The following is a 23,849-nucleotide window of genomic DNA, read 5'->3' as shown; positions in this document are numbered from 1 at the left end:
GCCAGATCTCGCCACCACCGTCCCCCTTCTCCGTCCCGGAAGGACTCCCCGTGACGTCATCCCGACGCCGCCTCCTGCTGGCCGCGGCGACCACACTGGCCCTCACCGGCGCGGGCGCCGGCGCGGCCCACGCCGACCCGCCGGCGGACGCTCCCGAGCAGATCGAGAATGGCGACTTCAGCGCGGGGGTGAGCCCCTGGTTCTCCTACGGCACCGGCCCGCTCACCGCGACCGACGGCCGGCTCTGCACCACCGTCCCCGGCGGGCTGGCCAACCTCTGGGATGCCGGCATCGGCCAGGACGGCGTGCCGCTGACCGCCGGCGCCGAATACACCCTCGGCTTCGCCGTGTCGGCCACTCCCGGCACCGCGGTCAAGGCCGTCCTACAGCTCGGCGCGGCCCCGTACACGACCTACGCCGCAGTGGACGCCACCGCCACCGGCACCGCCCAACGGGTCGAGCAGACCTTCACCGTGCCGGACGACAACTCCGGCGCCCAACTGATCTTCCAGGTCGGCGGTGCCGCCGACACGCAGACCATCTGCCTGGACGACGTCTCGCTGCGCGGCGGCGAGCCACCCGAGCCGTACGAGCCGGACACCGGGCCACGGGTGCGCGTCAACCAGGTCGGCTACCTGCCCGGCGGCCCGAAGAACGCCACCGTGGTCACCACGGCCCCCGCGCCGCTTCCCTGGCAGCTGCGCGCGGCCGGCGGCGCGGTCGTGGCCAGCGGCACCACCACCGCCCGCGGCGTGGACGCCGCCTCCGGGCAGGCCGTGCAGACGGTCGACTTCACCAGCTACCGCACGCCGGGCAGCGGGCTGACGCTGACCGTGGACGGCGAGACCAGCCACCCGTTCGACATCTCCGGCACCCTCTACGACCGGTTGCGCGCCGACTCGCTGCAGTTCTTCTACGCCCAGCGCAGCGGCATCGCCATCGACGGCGACCTGATCGGCGAGCAGTACGCCCGCCCCGCCGGGCACCTCGGCGTGGCACCCAACCAGGGCGACACCAGCGTGCCCTGCCAGCCGGGCGTCTGCGACTACTCGCTGGACGTACGCGGTGGCTGGTACGACGCCGGCGACCACGGCAAGTACGTGGTCAATGGCGGCATCGCCACCTATCAGCTGCTGAACACCTTCGAGCGGACCAGGACGGCGGCCACCGCGGCCGGCGGCGCCAAGCTGGCTGACGGCACACTGCGGGTGCCCGAGCGCGACAACGGTGTGCCGGACATCCTCGACGAGGCCCGCTGGGAGCTGGAATTCCTGCTGCGCATGCAGGTGCCGGCCGGCCAGCCGCTCGCCGGGATGGCCCACCACAAGATCCACGACCGGAACTGGACCGGCCTGCCGCTCGCCCCCCACCAGGACCCGCAACCCCGTGAGCTGCACCCTCCGTCCACCGCCGCCACCCTCAACCTGGCCGCCACCGCCGCCCAGTGCGCACGGCTCTACGCCCCCTACGACGCGACGTTCGCGGCCCGCTGCGCCACCGCCGCGACGAGGGCCTACGCCGCGGCCAAGGCCCACCCGGCGGTGTACGCCAGCCCCAGCGACGGCACCGGTGGTGGCGCGTACGACGACGCAGACGTGACCGACGAGTTCTACTGGGCGGCGGTCGAGCTGTACCTCAGCACCGGCGCCCAGAGCTACCTGACCGATCTGACCGCCTCGCCGCAGCACACCACCGACGTGTTCAGCCCGCAGGGCTTCGGCTGGCAGAGCACCGCGGCGCTGGGCCGACTCGACCTGGCCACCGTGCCGAACGGGCTGCCCGCCGCCGAGCTGACCCGGGTGCGCACCTCGGTCACCGCCGCCGCCGACGCGTACCTCGCCGAGCTGCGGCGGCAGGCGTACGGGCTGCCGATGCCCGGGGACGCCAGTAGCTACTTCTGGGGCGCCAACAGCAACATCATCAACAACGCCGTCGTACTGGCCACCGCCTTCGACCTGACCCGGAACGCCACGTACCGGGACGGCGCCGTGCAGGCGATGGACTACCTGTTCGGCCGCAACGCCCTGAACATCTCCTACGTCACGGGGTGGGGCGAGCACGCCGCGGAGAACCAGCACAGCCGCATCTTCGGCCACCAGCTCGACCCGAACCTGCCGCACCCGCCGGCCGGCTCGCTCGCCGGAGGCGCGAACGCCGCCCTCCAGGACCCGTTCGCGGCGCAACTGCTCGCCGGCTGCGCGCCGATGTTCTGCTACGTCGACGACATCAACTCGTACGCGACCAACGAGGTGGCGATCAACTGGAACTCCGCGCTCGCCTGGATCGCCTCGTTCCTGGCCGACCAGGGGAACGCCGGCGCGGTGCCGGCCACCACCTGCGCGGTGCGCTACACCACCCACGGCAGCTGGCCGGGCGGCTTCACCACCCAGGTCACCGTCCGCAACACCGGCGCGTCGCCGGTGACCGGATGGAGCCTGCGGTGGGCGTTCACCGGCGACCAGAAGGTCCGCAGCTTCTGGTCCGCGAAAGTGACCCAGGCCGGCGCCACGGTCACCGCGACGAACGAGTCGTGGAACGCGACGATCGCCCCGGGCGGCACTGCGACGTTCGGTCTGGTCGGCGCGACGTCCGGCGGCGCCAACCCCAACCCCACCCTCGTGACGCTCAACGGCGCCGCCTGCGCCGTGTCCTGACGAACCAACCCGGGCGGGTCGCCGAACGACGGCCCGCCCGGGCAGGACCACAACCCGGAAAAACCCCACCTGCCGGGTACGGCATGGCGACGGCCATGACCGACGGTGTACGTGGCCGCATCGGCGCGGCCGAACACATCGGCGAGCTGGCACCGGCGGCCACGCCCCGGCTGCACGGCACCGTCCTCGACGATCAGGTGATCCGGGAGCGGCTGGCCGACACCATCCGACCCGCTCTCGACGCCACCGGAGTGCCCCTGATCGGCGAGCCTCAACTGGCAACGCGGGCGCGGGTACCACTCCGGTTGCACGCGGCGAATCACCCACCGCGACGGCACCGTGAAGGTCGGTGACGGCGGCCTCACCGACCGGACCGCCAGGTTGGCGGTGACGCCGAGGACCGCTGCCTGGTCTCCTGCCTCGCCGCCGAACGCCTGGCCGCCGTGCGACGCGCGCCCCGAGCGCCGAGAGCGGTGCGACGCGCGCACTGAGCGCTGCGGACTGCTAGCTCTGAGCGCCGAGGGCCGTGCATCGGCGCGATCTGAGCGCCGAACTGGCCCCCCTCTAGGCCCGGAAGGTCGGTCGAGCTGGACATCAGCGACCGGAAAAACTGTCGTACGCCTGTTCTAATCTGTGTCGGTGATCGATGCGTTGGCACGAGCGGGTGACGATGTCGCGGCGTGCGTCGACGCGCCCGCTTGGGCTCTTGCCGAAGGGGAGCTGGTCGCGGCACTCGACGCCGCGCATCGTCTGGAGCAGCGGCTAGCCGCGGTGAAGCTGGCCCTCATCCGCGAGATCGACGGGCGTGCTGTGGCGGTGGCGCAGGGCGCGTCATCGACGGCGGTGTGGCTGCGTGAGCGACTGCGCCTGAGCGTGCCCGCCGCCCGCCGGCTGGTCGACCTGGCCGCCACACTCGACACCGCACCCGCCGATGTGTTCCGGGCACTCGCCGAGGGGCAGATCGACTTTGATCAGGCCCGCGTCATCGCCGACACGGTGCAGAGCGTGCACAGCACCGCTGGTGCGGAAGCCGCCGACAAGGCCGTCGGTGTGCTCGTCGACTGGGCCGGGCAGTTCGACCCGACTCTGTTGCGCACACTCGCCACCCGCATCCTGGACCACGTCGCCCCGGAGGTCGCCGACGCGGCAGCCCGCGCCGCTCTGGAGGCGGAAGCCCGCCGCGCCCAACGCGACCGGCACATCACGGTTTCCGAGCGTTCCGACGGCCGGTTAGGCCTGAGCGGCATCCTCGACGCCGAAGCTGCCGCCGTGCTCCGCGCCGCCATCGACCCGCTGAGCGCGCCTGCCGGCGTCGATGACACCCGCACCGCGGGGCAGCGCCGTCACGACGCCCTCACCGACATCTGCCGGCTCGCCCTACGCACCGGCGAGCTGCCCGAGCACGGCGGCGACCCCGCCCAGATCGTCGTCACCACCAGCTACGATCCACTGGTTGGGCAACTCGACACGGGCATCCTCGACACCGGCCTGCACCTGAGCGCCGACACGGTACGCAGGCTGGCCTGCGACGCGGCCATTCTGCCCGCCGTCCTCGGCGGCGCCGGACAGGTCCTTGACCTTGGCCGACAACGACGCCTCATCACCGGCCCGCTACGCCGCGCCCTCGTCCTTCGCGACCGCGGCTGCGCCTTCCCCGGCTGCGACCGACCACCACGCTGGTGCGACGCCCACCACATCCGCCACTGGGCCGACGGCGGCCCCACCAGCCTGACCAACGCCGTCCTGCTCTGCGGACACCACCACCGACACCTCCATCGAACTGACTGGCAGGTGTGCCTCGGCGGCGACGGCTACCCGCAGTTCATTCCACCCGCCTGGCTCGACCCGGAGCAGCTACCCCGCCGCAACCATTACCACCAGCGCACATAGGACGCGCGCCAACACCGCCGAAGGGCTGACCACTCGCAATCAGCCGGCACCGGATTTGTCCGGGCCGACGCTTCCCCGCGCCCACTCCTCGCAGCCCGGGCGCTGCGGCTGCCAGCGCACCACTGCGTGAGCCTCGCAGCCCGGGCGCTGCGGCTGCCAGCGCACCACTGCGTGAGCCTCGCAGCCCGGGCACCACGGCCGCCAACGCACCACTGCGTGGTTGACCGCCGCCGTGACTACACCTGGACGCCACCGTGGGCCCCACGCCCGGCGACCTGCGGCCGACGCGCCGATGCCGGCGCCAGCGCCGGGGCGGGGCTGGATTACTCGAAACGCTCGTACCTCCAACCGCCGGCGGTCGCTCCGGTGCCCCGCTGGTGATAGCGGTAGATCGCGACCGTCTTCGCCTCGCCGACCCCCGCGAAGCTGACGTCACCGTTCTCGGCGTAGTTGAACGTGCCGGTGATTCCGGCGTACCGGACGCCGGTTCCGCGGTTCAAGTCGCGGAGCTTCGTCACGACCTTCTGCCGGAACGCGTCGGCCTGCCCCTGACTGAGCCAGTTCCATCCGGAGATCGGCGGACGGGTCGATCCCACCGCCTCCCTGATCGCGATGAGCAGCGACCGGGCCGCGTCGTACGCGCTGGCGCTGTACGGCGTCGGCAACTGGTTGCCGTACATGCTTCCGTAGGCCGACTCGAAGTCGACGATCGACTTGGAGGTGTTGTCGTACGGCATCGGCGCGATCGCGTACAGCTCACCCCCGGCGCCGTTCGCGAGAATGTCGTTGAGAGCGCCGTTCATGATTGTGGCCGGTCCGCTGAATGTGGCGGTACGCAGAACAGGGTCGTTCTGCATGGTGCGGTAGAGAGCCGTCCCCTGTGGTCCGGTGCCGGCGAACAACACCAGGCCGGGCGCGGGGTTGAGGCCTTTCAGCAGGGTGTCGTAGTCGTCGGTGAGTGGAATCAGGATCGGCCTATCCACAGTGGGGTGCTTGACCCGCCACTCGTCGGCGAAAGCGCCGCCGAAAGCGTCTCCGAAAATGGAGGCGTCGGTCAGGATCGCCACCTCCGTGCTCTTCGCACCGGGCTTCTCGCGCGCGCTGAAGAAGTCCGCCAGGACCTTGGCGCGCACCCGGTCGGCTACGCAGGTCCGGAAGAAGGTCTTCGAGGTGCCCATGTCCTTGCCGTCGCACCTGTCGGCGGTCAGGCAGTCCCGGGTGGCCGACGGGCTGATCAGCGGAATACCGCTGGCGTTGGCCTGCGGCACCTCCACCAGGGCGGTGCCGCTCTTGAACGGGCCGATGATCCCCGCGACGCGGGCGTCCCCGGTGATCGTGTCGAGCGAACCGGTGCGCTGGACGGTTTCTCCGTCGGAGGACATCAGCTGGATGCGGTCCTCGGCGTTGGTGTCGTCGAACGGGACGATCTGGATGTCGAAGTTGCCGATCCGGCCGTGCTCCTCACGGACCGCCTGGCGGACCGCGCGCAGGATGGGCAGCGCGTCCTGCTTGTCGCCGCCGGTGAAGGGAAGACTGACCGCGACCTTGATGACCGGACGTTGCAGGATCACCGAGGTCGCGGTCGCCGAGGCCGCCATGAAGATGACTATCACCGCGTAGACGAACTGACGCCGGGCCCCCCGCAGGTGCCGCGTGATGCCGGGATAGGTCTGCACGGCGGTCAGCAGCAGACCGACGAATCCCATGACGAAGGTGACCATGGTCAGGACCGTGTCCCGATCGGTGTACGCCGCGTACAGCCCGCAGCCCAACAGCGCCACCGTCACCAGAAGTGTGGCCAGAACGGCCATCGCCCGAAGCGGACCGGAGGTGTTCGACGCATCCACGTCGGCCTTTGCCAATGGGAGTCCGTCGACGCGGGTCGGCGGGGCCGCATTTCGTCTGGCCGATGGGGTGCGGAGGGTCTGCTGCGTTCGTACGGCCGCCGCCCGTCGACGCTTGCCGTGCGACCTCGATCTGCCCATGTGTTCTCCCGGCCTCGACGGCTGCGTAGCATCAATCGATGCTGTCGTCCTGCGTCGATTGTCCACACTGCCGCAAAACGACCCGGGACCGGAAACGGTCGGCAAGACGACATCCGAAGAGTCGTGCCATCCCCGCCCTTTCGGCCACCGCAACCGCAACCGCAACCGCTACCGCAACTGCAACTGCCACCGCAACTGCCGCTGCCGCTGCCGCTGCCGGTACGGCGCCAATCGCCAGAGACGACCTTCGCCCATGCCCACCGGTGCCGATCCGAATTGATTGCCCCTTGTGCCGATCGTCACCAGGCTCGGACCGACAGACGATCTAGAGTCGGGCGGTGGCGGATGGCGGGGTTCCGGCGGCACGAGCCAGCGAGCGCAAGGCGCCCCCGGGGGCACCGTCGCCCGGTCGGCTCCGTGCGCGCGCGACGGCGTTGTCGCCGCTGCCGCCACCCGGTCGGCTGCGGACCCTCGCGCTGGCCACCCTCGCCAACGCCGTCGGCAGCGGGTTGTGGGCGGCCGGCTCGGCGCTGTACCTCACGCGCGGCGTGGGGCTGAGCCCGACGTCGGTCGGGCTGGGCTTGACCGTCACCGGGTTGGTCGGGCTCACCGCCAGCGTGCCGCTCGGCGGGCTGGCCGACCGCCGCGACCCGCGTACCCTGCGGGCCGTTCTGCAGGTGGCCCAGGCCGTCGTCGCCGCAACGTACCTGCTTGTCGATTCGCTACCGGTCTTCCTGCTGGTCGCCACCCTCGACGCGCTGCTGATCTCCGGCAACCTGGCGGTCCGTGCCGCGCTGGTCGCCGCGGTCGGCGGGCCGCAGGGCCGCGTGCACGCCTTCGCCACCCTGCGCTCGGTCGCCAACCTGGGCATCGCGCTCGGCGCGGGCCTGGCCGCGTTCGCGCTGACCGCCGACAGCGTGTGGGCGTACCGGCTGCTGGTCGCCGGCAACGTCGCGACCTATCTGGTCTCTGCGGCGCTCGTGCTGCGACTGCCGGCGTACCCACCGATCGGGCCGACCCGCGGTCGGCCGCACGGTTCCGCGCGGGCGCTGCGCGACGGACCGTTCCTCGCGGTCGCCGCGGCGTCGGCGGTGCTCTCCCTGCACTGGGTCGCGCTGACGCTCGTGCTGCCCCTGTGGGTGGTGGCCCGCACCGACGCGCCGCGGGCGACGGTGTCCGCCGTCCTGCTGGTCAACTCGTTGCTCACCGTGCTGCTCGCGGTACGACTCAGCCGAGGCGCCCGACACGCCCTACCGGCGGCGGCCACGATGCGCCGGGCCGGGCTGGTGCTCGCGGTCGGGATGGTGTTGTGGGCCACGACCGCCGTGGTGCCGACCGGGGCCGCGGTCGGCCTGCTGCTGGGCGGCACCGTCGTCTACACCCTCGGCGACCTGTGGCACGCCAGCGCCGGGGCGGCACTGGCCTACGACCTCGCCGCCCCGGACGTCGTCGGCGCCTACCAGGGGGTGGACGGCCTGCTCGCCGGGCTGGCCCGCGCGGCCGGGCCGGCACTGTTGACCTGGCTGGTCCTGGACGGGGGCCAGGTCGGCTGGTGGGCGCTGGCCGGGTTGCTCGCCCTCACCGGTCTGGCCGTACCCCCGCTCACCCGGCGTGCGGTGGGCAGCCGTGCCGCCGATCAGCCCGTCGGGCCGTCCCGGCGTGCGGACGGTCAGCCGATCTCCTCGTCGACGTAGCACCACCGCCAGGCCTCACCGGGCTGGATCGAGCGGATGACGGGGTGGCTGGTGGACTCGAAGTGCTTCGTCGCGTGCTGGTACGGCGACGAGTCGCAGCACCCGACGTGCCCGCAGGTCAGGCAGGCCCGCAGGTGCACCCAGTCGGCGTTGCCGATCGCGACACAGTCCGGGCACTCGTCGGTGGTGCGCGCCTCGGCGGCACCGGCCTCGGTCAGGTGCTGACAGCTCACTTCTCCACCTCCCGCCGGAGCAACGACTCTTCCAGGTCCAGGTCACGATAGGCCTGCACCAGCACCTCCTCCGGGATCCGACCGGTGTCCCGGGCAGCCCGGAAGACGTCCCGCTCGGCGTCGATCATCTCTTGTCGCAGCCGACCGTACGCCTGGGACGGTGTTTCCCGCTCGTCGCCGCCGAGCCGCTCCCAGGCCAGGTTGGTGCGGTCGTCCAGCACCCGGCGCAGACGGTCCACCACCGCGTCCGGTGCGCTGTCGGCCAGTTCGTCGAGACGCTCCCGGGCGGCGCGGCTGGCCTGCTGCTGCACACCGGCCGCCGACAGCGCGTCCTGCACCGGGTCGTCCTGCGGCAGTCTCAGCGCGCGGGCGACCAGCGGCAGCGTGGCCCCCTGGCCGACCAGGGTGACCACGATCACCGCGAAGGCCAACCAGATGAACAGCGCCCGGGGGTACGGCGCGTCGTCGGCCAGGGTCAGCGGCAGGGCCAGCGCGGCGGCCAGCGTCACCACACCCCGCATCCCGGCCCAGCCGATGATGATCGGGAACTTCGCTCGCGGAGCCGGGTCCCGGCGTCGGATCCGGGGCACCAGACGGGCCAGGTAGGTGGCCGGAAAGAGCCACACGAACCGGGTGAGGAAGACGGTGGCCAGCACTGCGAGGGTGATCGTGGTGAGCGAGCCGATCGGCTCGTCGAGGTCCCGCAGCACCTCGCGCAGTTGGAGGCCGACAAGCAGGAAGACCAGCCCTTCCAACAGGAACCGGGCCAGCCGCCAGAACGCGCCGACCTGCAGCCGGGAGGCTGCCGACAGCAGCTGGGGCAGCTTGTGGCCGAGCGCCAGCCCGGTGACCACCACGGCGACCACTCCGGAGGAGTGCACCTCCTCGGCGGCGAACACCACCGCGAACGGGATGATCAGTGACAGCGCGTTGTCCAGCAGCGGATCGTTGATCCGCCGGTGCAGGAAGCCGAAGACGAGCGCACCCAGCGCGCCGATCAGGATGCCGCCGCCGGTGGCTCGCAACACCTCGACGGCGACCTCGGCGGTGCCGACCGCCGAGCCGATGGTGGCCAGCGTCGCGACCCGCAGCAGCACCAGGGCGGTCGCGTCGTTGATCAGGCTCTCCCCTTCGAGGATGGTGACCACCCGGCGGGGCAGACCGACCCGGCGGGCGACCGCGGTGGCGGCCACCGCGTCGGGCGGGGCGACCACCGCACCGAGGGCCAGGCAGATCGCGAACGGCACCTGCGGCAGCAGCAGATGCAGCACGACGCCGACCACGAACGCGGTGAACAGCACCAGGCCGACAGCGAGCAGCAGGATCGGCCGGATGTTGTTCTTGAACGCCGGCACCGACGTCTCCAGCGCGGCGACGTAGAGCAGCGGCGGCAGGATGCCCACCAGCACCAGCTCCGGGTCGAGCCGGACCTGCGGGAACCCCGGCACGAAGGAGAACGCCAGGCCGAGGACGACGAGCAGGATCGGCGCGAGCAGGCCGAGCCGGCGGGCCAGCGCCGCGCCCAGGGTGGCGATCGCCAGGAAGACGACGACCGGAAACAGGCTCTCCATGGGGTACGAGCCTAGGGGGCCTGGGGTGGAGCCCCGATCACCCGGCCGTGCGCAGCTTCGGCAGCACCTCGGCGCCGAACGCGTCGACGAACCCGCGCTGCTCCCGCCCGACGTGGTGCAGGGCGATCTGGTCGAAGCCGAGTTCCAGGTATTCCTCCAGCCAGCCGACGTGCCGGCCCAGATCGGCCGAGACGTTCACCACTCGAGCGACCCGCTGAGCCGACACGTCGGCGGAGACCACGTCGAAGTGCTCGACGGTCTCCAGATCCCAGCAGACGGGTGGGGCGAAGACGTTGCTGCGCCACTGGTCGTACGCGATCGCCTCGGCCTCTGCCTGTTCCGGCGCCCAGCTGACGTGCACCTGCAGGTGCAGCGGCCCGCGCCCACCGGCGTCCCGGTACGCGTCGATCATCTCGCGCAGGTGCGCCACCGGCGCGTTGACGGTGATCAGCCCGTCCGCCCACTCGGCGCACCAGCGGGCGGTGGCGACGCTGACCGCGGCGCCGACCAGGGCCGGTGGCTCCTCGGGGCGGGTCCACAGTCGGGCCCGGTCCACCCGGACCAGGCCGTCGTGGCTGACCTCCTCGCCGGCCAGCAGCGCCCGGATCACGTCCACGCACTCGCGCAGCCGGGCCACGCGTACGTCCTTGCGCGGCCACGGGTCGCCGGTGATGTGCTCGTTGCTGGCCTCACCGGTGCCCAGCGCGGCCCAGAACCGGCCCGGGTACATCGCGCCGAGGGTGCCGATCGCCTGCGCGATGATCGCCGGGTGGTAGCGCTGACCGGGTGCGTTGACCACCCCGAACGACAGGCCGGTGGCCTGCAGGGCCGCACCGAGCCAGGACCAGGCGAAGGCGGATTCGCCCTGCCGGGCGCTCCACGGGGAGAAGTGGTCGGAGCACATGCCGGCGTCGAAGCCGGCCCGCTCGGCGTGCATGACCGCCTCGAGCAGGGCGCGGGGGTGGACCTGCTCGTGGGACGCGTGGAATCCGAACACCGTCATGGGCGCAGTTCCTACCCACGACGGTGCTCGGCTGAACCGCTCCCTCGGCTACTCGGCGTGCGCGCCGGCACCGGCCGAGGCGGCGCCCTCGCCCACCCAGACCGTCTTGGTGTTGCAGAACTCCCGCATACCCAGCGCGGACAGTTCCCGGCCGTAGCCGGAGTTCTTCACACCGCCGAACGGCAACTCCGGAAAGGAGGTGGTCATCCCGTTGAGGAAGACGTTGCCGGCGTCCAGGTCGGTGGCGAAGCGCTCCTGCTCGGCCTCGTCCCGGGTCCAGGCGTTCGAGCCGAGCCCGAACGCGGTGCCGTTGGCGACCTCGATCGCCTCGGCGTACGACGAGACCCGGTACAGGCCGGCGACCGGGCCGAAGACCTCCTCACTCCACATCCGCATCTGCGGGGTGAGGTCGGTGACCACGGTCGGAGGGTAGAACCAGCCGTTTCCGGCCGGCAGTTCGCCGCCGCAGAGCACGGTCGCGCCGTTGTCCACCGCGTCGCGTACCTGGGCATGCACCTCGTCGCGACCGCCCTCGCTGGCCAGCGGGCCCACGTCGGTGTCCGGGTCCATCGGATCGCCGACCCGCAGCGCCGCCATGTTCGCGGCGAACTTCTCGGCGAAGGCGTCGAACACGTCGGTGTGCACGATGAACCGCTTGGCGGCGATGCAGGACTGGCCGTTGTTCTGGCAGCGGGCGGTGGTGGCCACCTCGGCGGCTCGGTCCAGGTCGGCCGAGGGCATCACCACGAACGGATCGCTGCCGCCCAGTTCCAGCACGGTCTTCTTCAGCTCCCGGCCGGCGACCTGGGCGATGGAGCGGCCAGCGCGCTCGCTGCCGGTGAGCGTGGCGGCGCGTACCCGGGGGTCGCTGAGGATGTCATCGACGGCGTCCGAGCCGACCAGGACGGTGGTGAACGCTCCCTCCGGGAAGCCGGCCCGGCGGAACACGTCCTCCAGCAGCAGCGCGGTCTGCGGCACGTTCGAGGCGTGCTTGAGCAGGCCGGTGTTGCCGGCCATCAGCGCCGGCGCGGCGAAACGCATGACCTGCCAGAGCGGGAAGTTCCACGGCATCACCGCGAGCACGACACCGATCGGCTGGTAGCGGATGAACGCCCGGGTCGCCTTGACCGCGGTGGCGTCGGCGGGTTCGTCGGCGAGGAACGACGGCGCCCGTTCGGCGTAGAACCGGCAGGCGGATGCGCACTTGGTCACCTCGGCCTGCGCCGCGACGTAGGTCTTGCCCATCTCGGTGGTCATGATCCGGGCGATCTCGTCCCGCTCGGCCTCCAACAGGTCGGCCGCGGCGTTCATCCAACCGGCGCGCTGGTCGACGGTGGTCTCGCGCAGCTGACGGTACGCGAGGTGGGTGCGCTCGATGGCGGCGTCGAGCTGCTCGGTGGACATCGCCTCGTAGGTCTTGAGCACCTGTCCGGTGGCGGGGTTGGTGGTGGCGATGGACATCTCGTTCTCCTGTCACTCGAACAGCGAGTGCTTGACGCCCGGCTCCTCGCGGTGGCGGGCGGCGCGACGGCGCTGGATCACGACCAGGTCGACCACGGCCACCACGGCGAAGATCGCGCAGAGCACGCCGAGCCAGGCGATGCCGGCCCAGAACGCCAGCACCGCGAAGAGCACCATGATCACCAACCCGAACCCGGCAAGGGTGAGCCGGAGGTTCAGCGCGCTGTTCGCGTGGCCGACCGTGCCACGGGCGCGCCGGGGCTGCGATCTCGTCATACCCACCGACCTACCCCCGATCGCCGGCGTTAACCAGCCTCGGGCGCCCCGGTGGTCGGGGTCCGGCACCGCCCGATCGCGGCGGCGACGGTGTGCTCGCTTACATCCGTTCGCCATCGAAGCCCCACCGCACGCAGGATGGGCGCATGTCCATGTCCGTGACCCAGACCGTGCCGGTGACCGTCGCCATCGCCCGGCGCGCCGATCCGGCCCGGGCCAGCGAGATGGTGGCCTGGATGCGGGCCGGCACGGCGCTGGCCGAGGCGTTTCCCGGGTTCCTGGGGGCCGGTTGGGTGCAGAGCGGCCCGGGTTCGCCGGAGTGGCACATGCTCTACCGCTTCGCGGACGCCGAGACGCTGCACCGGTGGGAGCAGTCACCGCAGCGGCACTGGTGGCTCAGCTCGGCGCAGGGCATCGTCGAGCACACCCGGGTCGAGCGGCGCACCGGGATCGAGGGCTGGTTCGACCCGCCGCTGGAGCACTGGGTGGACCCGGTCGAGCCGGTCGGACCGGCGTCGCCGCCGAGATGGAAGCAGGCGGTGACCATCTGGCTGGCGTTCTTTCCGCTGAGCCTGACCGCCACCCTGCTGACCAGCCGGTTCCTCGCCGAGGTGCCGTTGGCGGCCCGGGTGCTGCTGATGACGCTCTGCCTGACCCCGCTGATGACCTACCTGGTGCTGCCCCGGATCACCGGCGCGCTGCACTGGTGGCTGCACGGACAGCCGCCACCCTGGCGGCGGGCTTCATAGCACCTCGGGGCACCCGTACCCGCGCTCTGCCGCATACCCGACAGCAACTTCCCGACCGACCGCGTCCCACGCATAGAGTTACCGCGCCGTTGCTCTGTGCTGCCGGACGGGGGATGCCATGCCTCGACGCTGGGTCGCCGCCCTGGCCTGTCTCGCCGCGCTCGTCGCCCTGGCCTGCGAGGGCGGCACCTCGGCGACACCCCGCCCGACGAAGAGCGCTGCGCAGCCCGGCGGGCCGGGCAGCATCGCCGCCCTCGGCGACTCGATCAGCACCGGCTTCGCCTCGTGCCTGGTGCTCACCTCCTGTGAGCGCAACTCCTGGTCGACCGGGGACGGCCTGCGGGTGCGCAGCCACTACCGGCGGCTCCTCGACCAGGACTCCGCGATCCGCGGCCGGACGTACAACCACGCCCGGCCGGGAGCGCGCGCCGACGCGCTGGAGGGCCAGGCGAAGGCGGCGGTACGCGACAACGCCGACTACGTCACCGTGCTGATCGGCGCCAACGACGTCTGCCGGGGCGGGGTGGACGCGATGACGCCGGTGGCGCGGTTCCGGGCCGACGTCGACCGGGGGCTGCAGGCGCTGCGGACCGGCCGGCCGAAGGCCCGGGTGCTGGTGGTGAGCATTCCCGACCTGTACCGGCTCTGGGAGGTCGGGCACACAGATTCACGGGCGGTGCGTGCCTGGCGCCGTGGCGTCTGCCCGGCCCTGCTGGCCGACGCCACCTCCACCGCGCTCGCCGACCGCGCCCGCCGGACCGCCGTCCGGGACCGGATCGACGCGTACAACGCGCAGTTGGTGGCCGCGTGCCGGGCGTACGGCTCGCGCTGCCGGCACGACGGCGGCGCGGCCCACGAGGTCCGGTTCACCCTCGACATGCTCAACCCACTGGACTGGTTCCATCCCAACGTGACCGGGCAGGGCCGGCTCGCCGAGGTGACCTGGCGGGCCTCCGGCCTGGCCGACTGAGCACCCCAGCCCGAGCGCGGGCGGCGTCAGCCGCGGCGAGGCTCCGGCACGGTGCTGGCGCCCGGGCGGTAGAGGGCACGGGACCGCTCGGCGAGGTCCTTGGTCGCCGACGAGTTGGCCCAGGTGCCGAGCACGATTGCGGCACCGGGCACGATCTTGGCCACCATCCGCTTGGCCGCCCGGACCCCGGCCATCTGGGCCAGCCGGACGCCGAGCTTCAGCATGACGTGGCCGAGCGGGCGCTGACGCCCGCCCAGGCCGAAGAGCGCGTCGGCGCGTTCCCGGCCGGCGGCCACCCCGAGCGCGAGCCGGGCGCTCTCGGCGACCTTGTGCACCCGCTGGAGCACCAGCAGGTCGGTGGCCCGGTCCCGGTGCAACGGGTCGACGTCGTACGCGGCGGCGATGTGCAGCGCCATCCGCGCCTGCGTCCAGGCCAGCACACCCACGTCGAGCACGGCGCCGGGCAGCCCGGCCGCGCCGGAGACCGCGCCGGAGAGGCGGGCCAGGTTGACGAACTTGCGGGTGGCCTGGTCGGCCAGGACGTCGGCCGAGACACCGGGGTGGTCGGCCCGAGCGCGGGCGGCCCACTGCGCGGCCTCCGGCCCGAGCCGGCGGACCGCCTCCAGGGCGAGGTGCTCCGGGGCGTACTGCGGATCGTCGCGCATCCGGTCCCAGAGCCGGGCCGGCGGTCCTTCGGGCGCGTCCACGGGCCCGGCCGGCAGACCGGCGGACGGCTGGGAGGTGGGCGCGTCGGGCGTGCCGCTGACGGGTGGCAGGTCGGTCACCGGGTCTCCCGAGGGGTCGGTACGGCGGGCAGGACGACCGGTGCGACGGTCAGCGGCGGCGGTTGGACAGCCGGGCCGCCAACCCCTTGAGCTTCTGCTGGTTGGCGGGCTTGGCCATCTCGCGCCGACCCCGATCGACCAGCTGCTGCCCCTTCGGTGATCTCAGAAACGCGCTGATCCGCTGCATCAGTGACATAACGTCCTCCTGTCGACGATTGCTCTGTCATGTGTACCCCGAAGCCGCAATAGATGTACCCGGGACGCGACAGGCTCAACCCCGACAGTCCACAGTGGCCGGAAGGCTACCGCCCGCTCGGCGTGATGGCGTCGACGACCCTGGTGGCTCGCCACTCGTGCTGCTGGTAGTACTCGGGATACGCGGAGACCTGCACCGCCTGGGCGGCGTCGGTGAGCCGCATCTGCTGCCAGCCGGGCACCTGCTCCAACGCGGTGAGGAACTGCCGGGTGGCGAACTCGGGGTCCATCAACTGCCCGACCGGGCCCCAGCCGCTGCTGGAACGCTGCTGGAACAGGCCGACCGAGTCGTTGTCCCAGCCGACACCCTGGTGCGGGTAGTCCTGGGACTCGGGAAGCACACCGCTGGCCACGTTGTAGAGGTTGCTCTCCTGCATGGCGGTGGCCACCGCGATCACCAACCCGCGACGGGGCACGCCCATCTCGCGGCCGGCGCGGACGATCGCCTCGGCGTTCTCCATCTGGTCCTCGTCCAGTCCGACGACCGGCGCCGGGTCGGTCGGGCGCGCCGCGGCGGTCTTGCGGGTTCGGGCGGTGGTGTCCGGGTCGGCGGAGCGCGCGGCGGCGGACGGGGTGGCGGAGGCGCTGGGGACCGCGACACGGTCGAGGTCACGGGAGGCGCGCTGTTGCTCGGCGCGCTGGAGCAGCTCCGAACTGCTGGCGGACCGGTCGGCCCGGGCCGTCGAACCGGCGGAGTCGTCGCGGACCTGTGCCACGGCGGCCAGGCCGAGGCAGCAGACCACGCCGCTGGCCAGGGCCATCTGGGCCCGGCGTCGACCAAACAGGTCCCTGGTGTACGCCAGGAGCCGGCTCGCGGCGGTTGTCCGTTCGGCTGAGGTGCCATCCTCCGTATCGGCAGTGGGGCTGCTCAAGGCGTTCGGGTCGTCAAGGGTGCCGTCGTCACGCATCAACCGAGGCTAGGCAGGGCGGCACGCCGATCACGCACGGTGATCACGTGGCGATCGCCACAGAACGGGGCCTCGCCGGTGGACGACCGGGGTGGCACGACCCGCCCGAGGAACGAACCTCGCGTACCGGATGGACCCGGCGTGGCACGCGGGCCGGCACGGACGGCGACACGGCCGGACATCCGACCCCGCGCACCGACATGATCGACAAACTCGGCCTTTGGGCCGAAGCGCCCATCCACCGATCGGCCCACCGGGCGCACCCAGCGGGGTAATCGGGCGAATAGTCCGGCCGTGCCCATCCGCCGGGCGACCAATCGCCCGCCGCAGGAATGCATCAGGATGGCGGGTACGTTGCCCGAACCGGGTGCCGTCCGTCGCGTCGGCATCCGAGTAGGCACATTTCAGGGAGGTCCGCACCGGTGCTCGACCCACACGAGCTCTACGAGCTCACCGACGATCTGCCCGACCTCGGGCAACCGGTCATGATCCAGGCCCTCACCGGGTTCGTGGACGCCGGCAACGCCAGCCGGCTGGCTCGCGAGCAGTTGCTCACCTCGCTGGAGGGCCGGCCGATCGCCACCTTCGACGTGGACCAGCTCTTCGACTACCGCTCACGGCGACCCGTCATGACGTTCGTCGAGGACCACTGGGAGAGCGTCGACGCCCCCCAGCTGGAGCTGCACCTGCTGCGCGACGACGACGAGACCCCGTTCCTGCTGCTCACCGGCCCCGAGCCCGACCTGCAGTGGGAGCGGTTCGTGGCCGCCGTCGCCGGACTCGGCGCCCGGCTGGACGTCCGCCTCACCGTGGGGCTCAACTCGATCCCGATGGCGGTGCCGCACACCCGGCCGACCGGGGTGACCGCCCACGCCACGCGACCCGACCTGATCGCCGGGTACGAGCCCTGGCTGCAACGGGTCCAGGTGCCCGGCAGCGTCGGTCACCTGCTCGAGTTCCGCCTCGGCGAGCAGGGCCGTGACGCGCTCGGCTTCGCCGCCCACGTACCGCACTACGTGGCGCAGACGGAGTACCCCGCCGCCGCCGAGGTGCTGCTCACCTCGGTGTCCCGCAGCACCGGGCTGCTGCTGCCCGGCGACGGGCTGCGCTCGTCCGCCGAGGTCGTCCGCGTGGAGATCGACCGGCAGGTCGCCCAGACCGAGGACGCCGCCGCCCTGGTCTCGGCGCTGGAGGAGCAGTACGACGCGTTCTCCCGGGGTCGCGGCGAGAAGAGCCTGCTCGCCCCGGAGGCCGGGCCGCTGCCCACCGCCGACGAACTCGGCGCCGAGCTGGAACGGTTCCTGGCCGAACAGACCCGTCCCGGCGACACCCCGGGCAGCTGACCGGGCGTCGCGGGGGCGGATGCGGCAGGCTGGGGGCATGCGCCTGGCGACCTGGAACGTGAACTCGGTGAAGGCCCGGCTGCCCCGGCTGCTGGAGTGGCTGGCCGGCACCGGCCCGGACGTGGTCTGCCTGCAGGAGACCAAGTGCCCGGACGGCGCCTTCCCGGTGGCCGAGGTGGGTGAGCTGGGCTACACGGTGGCCAGCCATAGCGACGGCCGGTGGAACGGGGTGGCCATCCTGTCCCGGGTCGGGCTGGACGACGTCCGGGTCGGGTTCGCCGGAGAGCCGGGCTTTCCCGAGCCGGAGGCCCGGGCCATCGCCGCCACCTGCGACGGGGTGCGGGTCTGGTCGGTGTACGTGCCCAACGGCCGGGCACCGGACGACCCGCACTACGCCTACAAGCTGGCCTGGTTCGCGGCGCTGCGCGACGCGCTGGACGCGGAGCTGGCCGGCGGGCTGCCGCTGGCCGTCTGCGGCGACTACAACGTCGCCCCGACCGACGCCGACGTCTGGGACCCGGCCGTCTTCACGCACTCCACGCACGTCACCCCGGCCGAGCGTGCGGCCCTCGCGGCGCTGCGCGACCTGGGGCTCAGCGACGTGGTCCCGACCCCGATGAAGGGGCCGCACCCCTTCACCTACTGGGACTACCGCGCCGGGATGTTCCACCAGAACAAGGGCATGAGGATCGACCTGGTGTACGCCTCCGCGCCGTTCACCCGGGCGGTCCGCTCGGCGTACGTGGACCGGGAGGCCCGCAAGGGCAAGGGCCCCTCCGACCACGCTCCGATCGTGGTCGACGCGGACCTGGTTCCGGTGGTCGAGGCGTTCTGAGCCCGTCGCGGCGTTCCGAGCCCGTGAAGGCGTTCTGTGCGCCCGTCGCGGTGCTCGTGTCCGTCGGCGGTGGCTAGGGTGGGCAGATGGCAGTCGTGAAGATCAACGCTATCGAGGTTCCGCCGGGTGCCGGCGCGGAGCTGGAGAAGCGGTTCGCCGCCCGGGCCGGGACGGTGGAGAACTCCCCCGGTTTCCTGGGCTTCGAGCTGCTCCGTCCGGTGGCCGGCGAGACCCGCTACTTCGTGTACACGCGCTGGGAGACCGAGGAGGCGTACCAGGCCTGGGCCGCCGGCCCGTCCCGCGCGGCGCACGCCGCCCCTCCCGGGGAACAGCAGCGCCCGCCGGTCGCCAGCGGCGCCAGCCTGCTGGAGTTCGAGGTGGCCCTGCACGTCCCCCAGCCCTGACCGATCTCGTCGACGGCCCGCGAGGGCGGGGTCAGGGCTTACGGGAGCTCTGCAGGGTGGCGAACGCGATCACGTTGTCGGCGTAGCCGGTGCGGCCGCCGATGAACTGCCCGCCGCAGGTGATCAGCCGCAGCCCGGGCGGGCCGTCGTGGCCGTAGATGCGATCGCCGGGCAACTGGTCCTTCGGGAAGTGCTCGACGGTGTCGACCCGGAACACCACCACCGAGCTGTCCGCCCGGGTCACCTCGATCAGGTCCCCGGGGTGCAGCTTGCCGAGGTCGTAGAAGACCGACGGGCCGTTCTTGGTGTCCACGTGCCCGACGATCACGGCCGGGCCGGGTTCGCCGGGCGTGGGCCCGCGGTCGTACCAGCCGGTCTCGTTGTGCCGCTCCAACGGCGGGACGGCGATCGAGCCGTCCCGGGCCTGCCCGACCGGCGCCACCGGCGCGGCGATCTTGACCGCCGGGACCGAGAGGCGCACCGGGCGGCTGGCCGACAACCCGACCGACTCACTGCGGGATGGCCGGTCGGCGCCGGTCCCGACCCAGTCGAACGGGCCCACCGACCGACCCAGCCCCGCCCCCGTCGCGAAGACGCCGGCCAGCACCAGCGCCACGGCCACCGGCACCGACCAGGGGCTCCGGCCGGGTGGACGGCTGCGCCGAGGCGCGACGGCGGTCGGCGGTCGGGACGCCACCGACGGCTCGTCGGCGGGCGGCTGTGAGGGGTTGAAGATCTCCATGGCGACCCTCAGTGGCCGGCGGCGCCACGGACGGCACGCGGCCGACGCAGGGCCACCACGGCGAGGATCAACCCGGTGATGGTCAGCGCCACGCCACCGGGTAGCAGCAGCTTGCCGGTCATCCCGCCGGCGCCGCCACCGAAGCCGGTGGCCGGGCCCCGACTGGGCTGCACCGGGGCGTTCTTGACCACCTGCAGCATGGTCGAGGCGGTCCTGCCGTCGCGGCACTCCAGCTTGACCCGGTAGTTGCCGGGGCGGGTGCGTTCGCGAACCATCGGAGCGGCGGTGAGCACTCCGCCCTGCGGTTGCACGCCCACCGCACCGAAGGCGTCGGAGACCACGGTGGCGCCCACCGAGTTGTCCCGGCAACTGGCGCGGATGCCGACCAGATAGCCGGGCCGCACCGTGCTCGGGCTCACCTCGACGAAGACGTCCACCACCGGGCTGGGCTGCGGCGCGCCATCCGGCGGGCCGGGCTGCGGCGCGGCGAACGCGGGCGCGGCGGCCAGCAGGGAGCCGGCGAACACGGTCACCAGCGACAGGATCACGCCGCCGCGGGTCACTGTCACGATGCCCCCTCCCGACGCCGTGCGGCCGAGCCGGGCGGCGGACCGCCCGACCTGCCGTACCAGATCGATCCTCTCATTCCCGGTCGCACATCACATCCGATCCAGCGACGAGGTCGCGTACTCTCGGGTCGCTGTGACCGCCACCGACCAGAACCCCGCCGTCCCGCCCGCGAGCCGGACGATCCGCACCTTCCACCCCCGCCGGGGTCGAATGAGCAGCCGGCAGACCGACGCGCTGGAGCGCCTCTGGCCCGCGTACGGCCTGGATGTGCCGGACGGGCCGGTCCCGCCGGTCGATCTGGCCGGCCTGTTCGGCCGCCGCGCGCCGGTGGTGCTGGAGATCGGCTCCGGCATGGGGGACAGCACCGCCGCGATGGCCGCCGCTGACCCGGATCGAGATTATCTGGCGGTGGAGGTGCACACTCCGGGAATCGCGAACCTGCTCGACCTGGTGGACGGCGGCGGTCTGGGCAACGTACGGATTGCCCAGGGCGACGCGTTGGACCTGGTCAGCGGTCTTCCGGAGGCTTCACTCGACGCCGTGCACATCTTCTTTCCGGACCCGTGGCCGAAGGCCCGCCACCACAAGCGGCGGATCGTCCAGCCGGCGCACGTGGCGCTGCTGCGCTCCCGGCTGACCTCGGGTGGCACGTTGCACTGCGCGACCGACTGGGCCGAGTACGCCGAGGCGATGCGGCAGACCCTGGATGCCGACCCGGGGTTGGCGGACGCGTACGGCGGATTCGCGCCGCGCCCCGCGCACCGCCCGGTGACGAAGTTCGAGCGGCGTGCCCTCACGGCCGGCCGGCCGGTCGCGGACCTGATCTACCGCCGACGGTGACCAGCCGGCCCGGACGGGGGTCCGGCGGACGCCGGGTTGGCGCGCGGGGGCATGATCCAGGCACCATGGACAGGCTATGACGCTCACCGCCGCGCTGCCGACAAGCGCCGACCCCGACACCCTCTTCGACGCGTTCGCCAGCTGGGCGAAGGAGCGCGGCCTCGACCTCTACCCCCATCAGGAGGAGGCGGTCATCGAGATCGTCTCTGGCGCCAACCTGATCATGAACACGCCCACCGGCTCGGGCAAGAGCCTGGTGGCGGTCGCCGCGCACTTCGCGGCACTCGCCGACAGCCGGACGACCTTCTACACCGCGCCCATCAAGGCGCTCGTGTCGGAGAAGTTCTTCGCGCTCTGCGAGGTCTTCGGCGCCGAGAACGTCGGCATGCTGACCGGCGACGCCAGCGTCAACGCCGACGCCCCGATCATCTGCTGCACCGCCGAGATCCTGGCCAACCTGGCGCTGCGCGAGGGCGTGAAGGCCGACGTCGGTCAGGTGATCATGGACGAGTTCCACTTCTACGCCGAGCCCGACCGTGGTTGGGCGTGGCAGGTGCCGATCATCGAGCTGCCGCAGGCCCAGTTCATCTTGATGTCCGCCACGCTGGGGGACACCACCCGGTTCGTCGACGACCTGACCCGGCGCACCGGGCGGCCGACCGCCGTCGTCCGCTCGGCCGAGCGGCCGGTCCCGCTGATCTTCTCGTACGCCATGACGCCGCTGCACGAGACCCTGGAAGAGCTGCTGGAGACCAAGCAGGCCCCGGTGTACGTGGTCCACTTCACCCAGGCCGCCGCGCTGGAACGCGCCCAGGCGCTGATGAGCGTCAACGTCTGCACCCGCGCCGAGAAGGACCTGATCGCCGAGGCGATCGGGGGCTTCCGGTTCACCTCCGGCTTCGGAAAGACGCTGACCCGGCTGGTCCGGCACGGCATCGGCGTCCACCACGCGGGGATGCTGCCCAAGTACCGCCGGCTCGTGGAGACCCTCGCGCAGGCCGGTCTGCTCAAGGTCATCTGCGGCACCGACACCCTCGGCGTCGGCATCAACGTGCCGATCCGCACCGTGCTGTTCACCGGCCTGTCCAAGTACGACGGAATCCGTACCCGGCTGCTCAAGAACCGCGAGTTCCACCAGATCGCCGGGCGGGCCGGCCGGGCCGGCTTCGACACCATCGGCCGGGTCGTGGTGCAGGCCCCCGAGCACGTGATCGACAACGTCAAGGCGCTCGCCAAGGCCGGCGACGACCCGAAGAAGCGCCGCAAGGTGGTCCGCAAGAAGCCGCCGGAGGGCTCGATCGGCTGGGGTCAGCCCACCTTCGACCGGCTGGTGGACGCCGAGCCGGAGCCGTTGACCTCCAGCTTCCAGGTCAGCCACTCGATGCTGCTCAACGTCATCGGCCGGCCGGGGGACGCGTTCACGGCGATGCGGCACCTGCTCACCGACAACCACGAGGACGCCGCCGCGCGGCGCCGGCACATCCGGCGGGCCATCGCCATCTACCGCGCACTGCGGGCCGGCGGCGTGGTCGAGGAGCTGCCCGAACCGGACGAGACCGGCCGACGGATCCGGCTCACCGTCGACCTCCAGCTCGACTTCGCGCTCAACCAGCCGCTCTCCCCGCTCGCCCTGGCCACCATCGAGCTGCTCGACGCCGAGTCCCCGTCGTACGCGCTCGACGTGCTGAGCGTGATCGAGTCGATCCTCGACGACCCCCGGCAGATCCTCTCCGCGCAGCAGTTCAAGGCCCGCGGTGAGGCCGTCGCCGCGATGAAGGCCGAGGGTATCGAGTACGAGGCCCGCCTCGAACTGCTCGACGACGTGACCCACCCGAAGCCCCTCGCGGAGCTGCTGGAGGCCGCGTACGAGATGTACCGGCAGGGTCACCCCTGGGTCGCCGACCACCAGCTCTCCCCCAAGGCCGTCGTCCGGGACATGTACGAGCGGGCCATGACCTTCACCGAGTACGTGCAGTTCTACGGGTTGACCCGCTCGGAGGGCCTCGTCCTGCGCTACCTGGCCGACGCGTACAAGACGCTGCGGCAGACCGTGCCCGAGGACGCCAAGACCGAGGAGCTGATCGACCTCATCGAGTGGCTGGGCGAGCTGGTCCGCCAGGTCGACTCCAGCCTCATCGACGAGTGGGAGCGGCTGCGCAACCCGTCCGACGTGGCATCGGCGCAGACGATCCTGGACGACCGACCGCCGGCGGTCACCCGCAACGCACGGGCGTTCCGGGTGCTCGTGCGCAACGCGCTGTTCCGCCGGGTCGAAGTGGCCTCATTGCGCCGCTGGGACCTGCTCGCCGAACTCGACGCCGCCGACGGCTGGGACTACGACGCGTGGGCCGACGCGCTGAAGCCGTACTTCGAGGCGTACGACTCGATCGGCATCGGTCCGGACGCCCGCGGCCCGGCGCTGCTCATGATCGAGCAGGGCCGGGAGCGGTGGATCGTCCGGCAGATCCTCGACGACCCCGACGGCGACCACGACTGGGGCATCAGCGCCGAGATCGACCTGGCCGCCTCGGACGAGATCGGCGCCGCGGTCATCCGGGTCACCGACGTCGGCCAGCTCTGACGCGCTTTCTTCGAAGGGGGTCGCCCGGCTCGGGTGGCCCCCTTTGTCGCGTCTTCCTGTCGCGTCCGTTCCAAGATTGCAGATGATCAAGGTGTTGACC

Annotated in this window: 22 protein-coding genes; 11 read left to right on the top strand and 11 right to left on the bottom strand. The window is 72.1% G+C overall.

The annotated features are described in order from the left end of the window. Positions 1-50: 50 nt before the first annotated feature. The 3 genes from ACLJN9_RS25210 to ACLJN9_RS25200 all read left to right on the top strand — a co-directional run bounded on the left by ACLJN9_RS25210 (position 51) and on the right by ACLJN9_RS25200 (position 4,544). The gene (locus ACLJN9_RS25210) at positions 51-2,654 is read left to right on the top strand and encodes a glycoside hydrolase family 9 protein (RefSeq protein WP_410814055.1); all 2,604 of its coding nucleotides are present in this window, start codon (positions 51-53) and stop codon (positions 2,652-2,654) included. A gap of 95 nt (positions 2,655-2,749) precedes the next feature. After that, positions 2,750-3,007, top strand: a complete 258-nt coding sequence (locus tag ACLJN9_RS25205; protein ID WP_410814054.1) for a hypothetical protein — start codon at positions 2,750-2,752, stop codon at positions 3,005-3,007. A gap of 286 nt (positions 3,008-3,293) precedes the next feature. Beyond that, positions 3,294-4,544, top strand: a complete 1,251-nt coding sequence (locus tag ACLJN9_RS25200) for a DUF222 domain-containing protein (protein WP_410814053.1) — start codon at positions 3,294-3,296, stop codon at positions 4,542-4,544. A 323-nt stretch (positions 4,545-4,867) separates the two neighbouring features. Here the strand turns inward: ACLJN9_RS25200 and ACLJN9_RS25195 are convergent, their stop codons facing one another. Beyond that, entirely contained in the window at positions 4,868-6,355 is a 1,488-nt protein-coding gene (locus ACLJN9_RS25195; protein ID WP_410814051.1) for a branched-chain amino acid ABC transporter substrate-binding protein, read from the bottom strand. Between the two features lie 512 nt (positions 6,356-6,867). Between ACLJN9_RS25195 and ACLJN9_RS25190 the strand changes: the two genes are divergently transcribed. Next, positions 6,868-8,223 carry an MFS transporter gene (locus ACLJN9_RS25190; protein WP_410814050.1) on the top strand — a complete coding sequence of 452 codons (1,356 nt, stop codon included), beginning with the start codon at positions 6,868-6,870 and terminating at the stop codon, positions 8,221-8,223. Here ACLJN9_RS25190 and ACLJN9_RS25185 read toward each other — a convergent pair. The 5 genes from ACLJN9_RS25185 to ACLJN9_RS25165 are packed head-to-tail and all read right to left on the bottom strand — an operon-like array spanning position 8,199 to position 12,767. Further along, positions 8,199-8,456 (bottom strand): UBP-type zinc finger domain-containing protein, encoded by a 258-nt coding sequence (locus tag ACLJN9_RS25185; protein ID WP_410814049.1) that lies wholly within the window; start codon positions 8,454-8,456, stop codon positions 8,199-8,201. The two genes, ACLJN9_RS25190 and ACLJN9_RS25185, sit on opposite strands and share 25 nt — an antisense overlap. Beyond that, entirely contained in the window at positions 8,453-10,027 is a 1,575-nt protein-coding gene (locus ACLJN9_RS25180; RefSeq protein ID WP_410814048.1) for a Na+/H+ antiporter, read from the bottom strand. Before ACLJN9_RS25180 ends, ACLJN9_RS25185 begins: the two co-directional genes overlap by 4 nt. Before the next feature lie 37 nt (positions 10,028-10,064). Then, entirely contained in the window at positions 10,065-11,030 is a 966-nt protein-coding gene (locus tag ACLJN9_RS25175) for a TIGR03885 family FMN-dependent LLM class oxidoreductase (RefSeq protein ID WP_410814047.1), read from the bottom strand. Between the two features lie 48 nt (positions 11,031-11,078). After that, positions 11,079-12,491 carry an NADP-dependent succinic semialdehyde dehydrogenase gene (locus ACLJN9_RS25170; RefSeq protein ID WP_410814046.1) on the bottom strand — a complete coding sequence of 471 codons (1,413 nt, stop codon included), beginning with the start codon at positions 12,489-12,491 and terminating at the stop codon, positions 11,079-11,081. A gap of 12 nt (positions 12,492-12,503) precedes the next feature. Further along, a complete protein-coding gene (locus tag ACLJN9_RS25165) occupies positions 12,504-12,767 on the bottom strand; it encodes a DUF6343 family protein (protein WP_410814045.1) in 264 nt (87 codons plus the stop codon). Positions 12,768-12,919: 152 nt separating this feature from the next. Between ACLJN9_RS25165 and ACLJN9_RS25160 the strand changes: the two genes are divergently transcribed. Beyond that, the gene (locus ACLJN9_RS25160) at positions 12,920-13,516 is read left to right on the top strand and encodes an antibiotic biosynthesis monooxygenase (protein WP_410814322.1); all 597 of its coding nucleotides are present in this window, start codon (positions 12,920-12,922) and stop codon (positions 13,514-13,516) included. 118 nt (positions 13,517-13,634) lie between these two features. Beyond that, on the top strand, positions 13,635-14,486 hold the full coding sequence (locus tag ACLJN9_RS25155; protein ID WP_410814044.1) for an SGNH/GDSL hydrolase family protein: 852 nt from the start codon (positions 13,635-13,637) through the stop codon (positions 14,484-14,486). A gap of 26 nt (positions 14,487-14,512) precedes the next feature. Here the strand turns inward: ACLJN9_RS25155 and ACLJN9_RS25150 are convergent, their stop codons facing one another. The 3 genes from ACLJN9_RS25150 to ACLJN9_RS25140 form a co-directional block, all read right to left on the bottom strand. After that, positions 14,513-15,271, bottom strand: a complete 759-nt coding sequence (locus ACLJN9_RS25150; protein WP_410814043.1) for an EcsC family protein — start codon at positions 15,269-15,271, stop codon at positions 14,513-14,515. A 49-nt stretch (positions 15,272-15,320) separates the two neighbouring features. Then, positions 15,321-15,467, bottom strand: coding sequence for a hypothetical protein (locus ACLJN9_RS25145; RefSeq protein ID WP_203174824.1), 147 nt, complete (start codon positions 15,465-15,467; stop codon positions 15,321-15,323). A 106-nt stretch (positions 15,468-15,573) separates the two neighbouring features. Further along, complete coding sequence (locus ACLJN9_RS25140; protein ID WP_410814042.1) at positions 15,574-16,434, bottom strand: peptidase M23; 861 nt, start codon at positions 16,432-16,434, stop codon at positions 15,574-15,576. Between the two features lie 422 nt (positions 16,435-16,856). On the opposite strand from ACLJN9_RS25140, the gene ACLJN9_RS25135 reads away from it, so the two are divergent. The 3 genes from ACLJN9_RS25135 (at position 16,857) to ACLJN9_RS25125 (ending at position 19,016) form a co-directional block, all read left to right on the top strand. Then, positions 16,857-17,777 carry a proteasome assembly chaperone family protein gene (locus ACLJN9_RS25135; protein WP_410814041.1) on the top strand — a complete coding sequence of 307 codons (921 nt, stop codon included), beginning with the start codon at positions 16,857-16,859 and terminating at the stop codon, positions 17,775-17,777. Positions 17,778-17,814: 37 nt separating this feature from the next. Further along, positions 17,815-18,612 carry an exodeoxyribonuclease III gene (locus ACLJN9_RS25130; protein WP_410814040.1) on the top strand — a complete coding sequence of 266 codons (798 nt, stop codon included), beginning with the start codon at positions 17,815-17,817 and terminating at the stop codon, positions 18,610-18,612. A gap of 86 nt (positions 18,613-18,698) precedes the next feature. Then, positions 18,699-19,016: an antibiotic biosynthesis monooxygenase family protein gene (locus ACLJN9_RS25125; RefSeq protein ID WP_410814039.1), complete on the top strand. Its 318-nt coding sequence runs from the start codon at positions 18,699-18,701 to the stop codon at positions 19,014-19,016. A gap of 31 nt (positions 19,017-19,047) precedes the next feature. On the opposite strand, the gene ACLJN9_RS25120 is transcribed toward ACLJN9_RS25125, so the two are convergent. Together ACLJN9_RS25120 and ACLJN9_RS25115 are read right to left on the bottom strand one after the other, a co-directional pair. Continuing rightward, positions 19,048-19,758 (bottom strand): class F sortase, encoded by a 711-nt coding sequence (locus ACLJN9_RS25120; protein WP_410814038.1) that lies wholly within the window; start codon positions 19,756-19,758, stop codon positions 19,048-19,050. Positions 19,759-19,766: 8 nt separating this feature from the next. After that, entirely contained in the window at positions 19,767-20,330 is a 564-nt protein-coding gene (locus tag ACLJN9_RS25115; protein WP_410814321.1) for a hypothetical protein, read from the bottom strand. 130 nt (positions 20,331-20,460) lie between these two features. Here ACLJN9_RS25115 and trmB point away from each other — a divergent pair, with 130 nt between their 5' ends. Together trmB and ACLJN9_RS25105 are read left to right on the top strand one after the other, a co-directional pair. Continuing rightward, a complete protein-coding gene (gene trmB, locus ACLJN9_RS25110) occupies positions 20,461-21,168 on the top strand; it encodes a tRNA (guanosine(46)-N7)-methyltransferase TrmB (protein WP_410814037.1) in 708 nt (235 codons plus the stop codon). Between the two features lie 76 nt (positions 21,169-21,244). Beyond that, positions 21,245-23,749 (top strand): DEAD/DEAH box helicase, encoded by a 2,505-nt coding sequence (locus tag ACLJN9_RS25105; RefSeq protein ID WP_410814036.1) that lies wholly within the window; start codon positions 21,245-21,247, stop codon positions 23,747-23,749. Positions 23,750-23,849: the final 100 nt, after the last annotated feature.

The sequence above is a fragment of the Micromonospora sp. 067-2 genome (genome assembly GCF_046549295.1).
Taxonomy (GTDB): Bacteria; Actinomycetota; Actinomycetes; order Mycobacteriales; family Micromonosporaceae; genus Micromonospora.
This window is presented reverse-complemented; position numbering and strand designations above follow the sequence as displayed.

Excerpts from the sequence above, each read along its gene's own strand:
- ACLJN9_RS25205 (WP_410814054.1), top strand. The coding sequence starts at position 2,750 with ATGACCGACGGTGTACGTGGCCGCATCGGCGCGGCCGAACACATCGGC.
- ACLJN9_RS25195 (WP_410814051.1), bottom strand. The coding sequence starts at position 6,355 with ATGGCCGTTCTGGCCACACTTCTGGTGACGGTGGCGCTGTTGGGCTGC.
- ACLJN9_RS25180 (WP_410814048.1), bottom strand. The coding sequence starts at position 10,027 with ATGGAGAGCCTGTTTCCGGTCGTCGTCTTCCTGGCGATCGCCACCCTG.
- ACLJN9_RS25175 (WP_410814047.1), bottom strand. The coding sequence starts at position 11,030 with ATGACGGTGTTCGGATTCCACGCGTCCCACGAGCAGGTCCACCCCCGC.
- ACLJN9_RS25170 (WP_410814046.1), bottom strand. The coding sequence starts at position 12,491 with ATGTCCATCGCCACCACCAACCCCGCCACCGGACAGGTGCTCAAGACC.
- ACLJN9_RS25165 (WP_410814045.1), bottom strand. The coding sequence starts at position 12,767 with ATGACGAGATCGCAGCCCCGGCGCGCCCGTGGCACGGTCGGCCACGCG.
- ACLJN9_RS25160 (WP_410814322.1), top strand. The coding sequence starts at position 12,920 with ATGTCCGTGACCCAGACCGTGCCGGTGACCGTCGCCATCGCCCGGCGC.
- ACLJN9_RS25155 (WP_410814044.1), top strand. The coding sequence starts at position 13,635 with ATGCCTCGACGCTGGGTCGCCGCCCTGGCCTGTCTCGCCGCGCTCGTC.
- ACLJN9_RS25145 (WP_203174824.1), bottom strand. The coding sequence starts at position 15,467 with ATGTCACTGATGCAGCGGATCAGCGCGTTTCTGAGATCACCGAAGGGG.
- ACLJN9_RS25140 (WP_410814042.1), bottom strand. The coding sequence starts at position 16,434 with ATGCGTGACGACGGCACCCTTGACGACCCGAACGCCTTGAGCAGCCCC.
- ACLJN9_RS25130 (WP_410814040.1), top strand. The coding sequence starts at position 17,815 with ATGCGCCTGGCGACCTGGAACGTGAACTCGGTGAAGGCCCGGCTGCCC.
- ACLJN9_RS25125 (WP_410814039.1), top strand. The coding sequence starts at position 18,699 with ATGGCAGTCGTGAAGATCAACGCTATCGAGGTTCCGCCGGGTGCCGGC.
- ACLJN9_RS25120 (WP_410814038.1), bottom strand. The coding sequence starts at position 19,758 with ATGGAGATCTTCAACCCCTCACAGCCGCCCGCCGACGAGCCGTCGGTG.
- ACLJN9_RS25105 (WP_410814036.1), top strand. The coding sequence starts at position 21,245 with ATGACGCTCACCGCCGCGCTGCCGACAAGCGCCGACCCCGACACCCTC.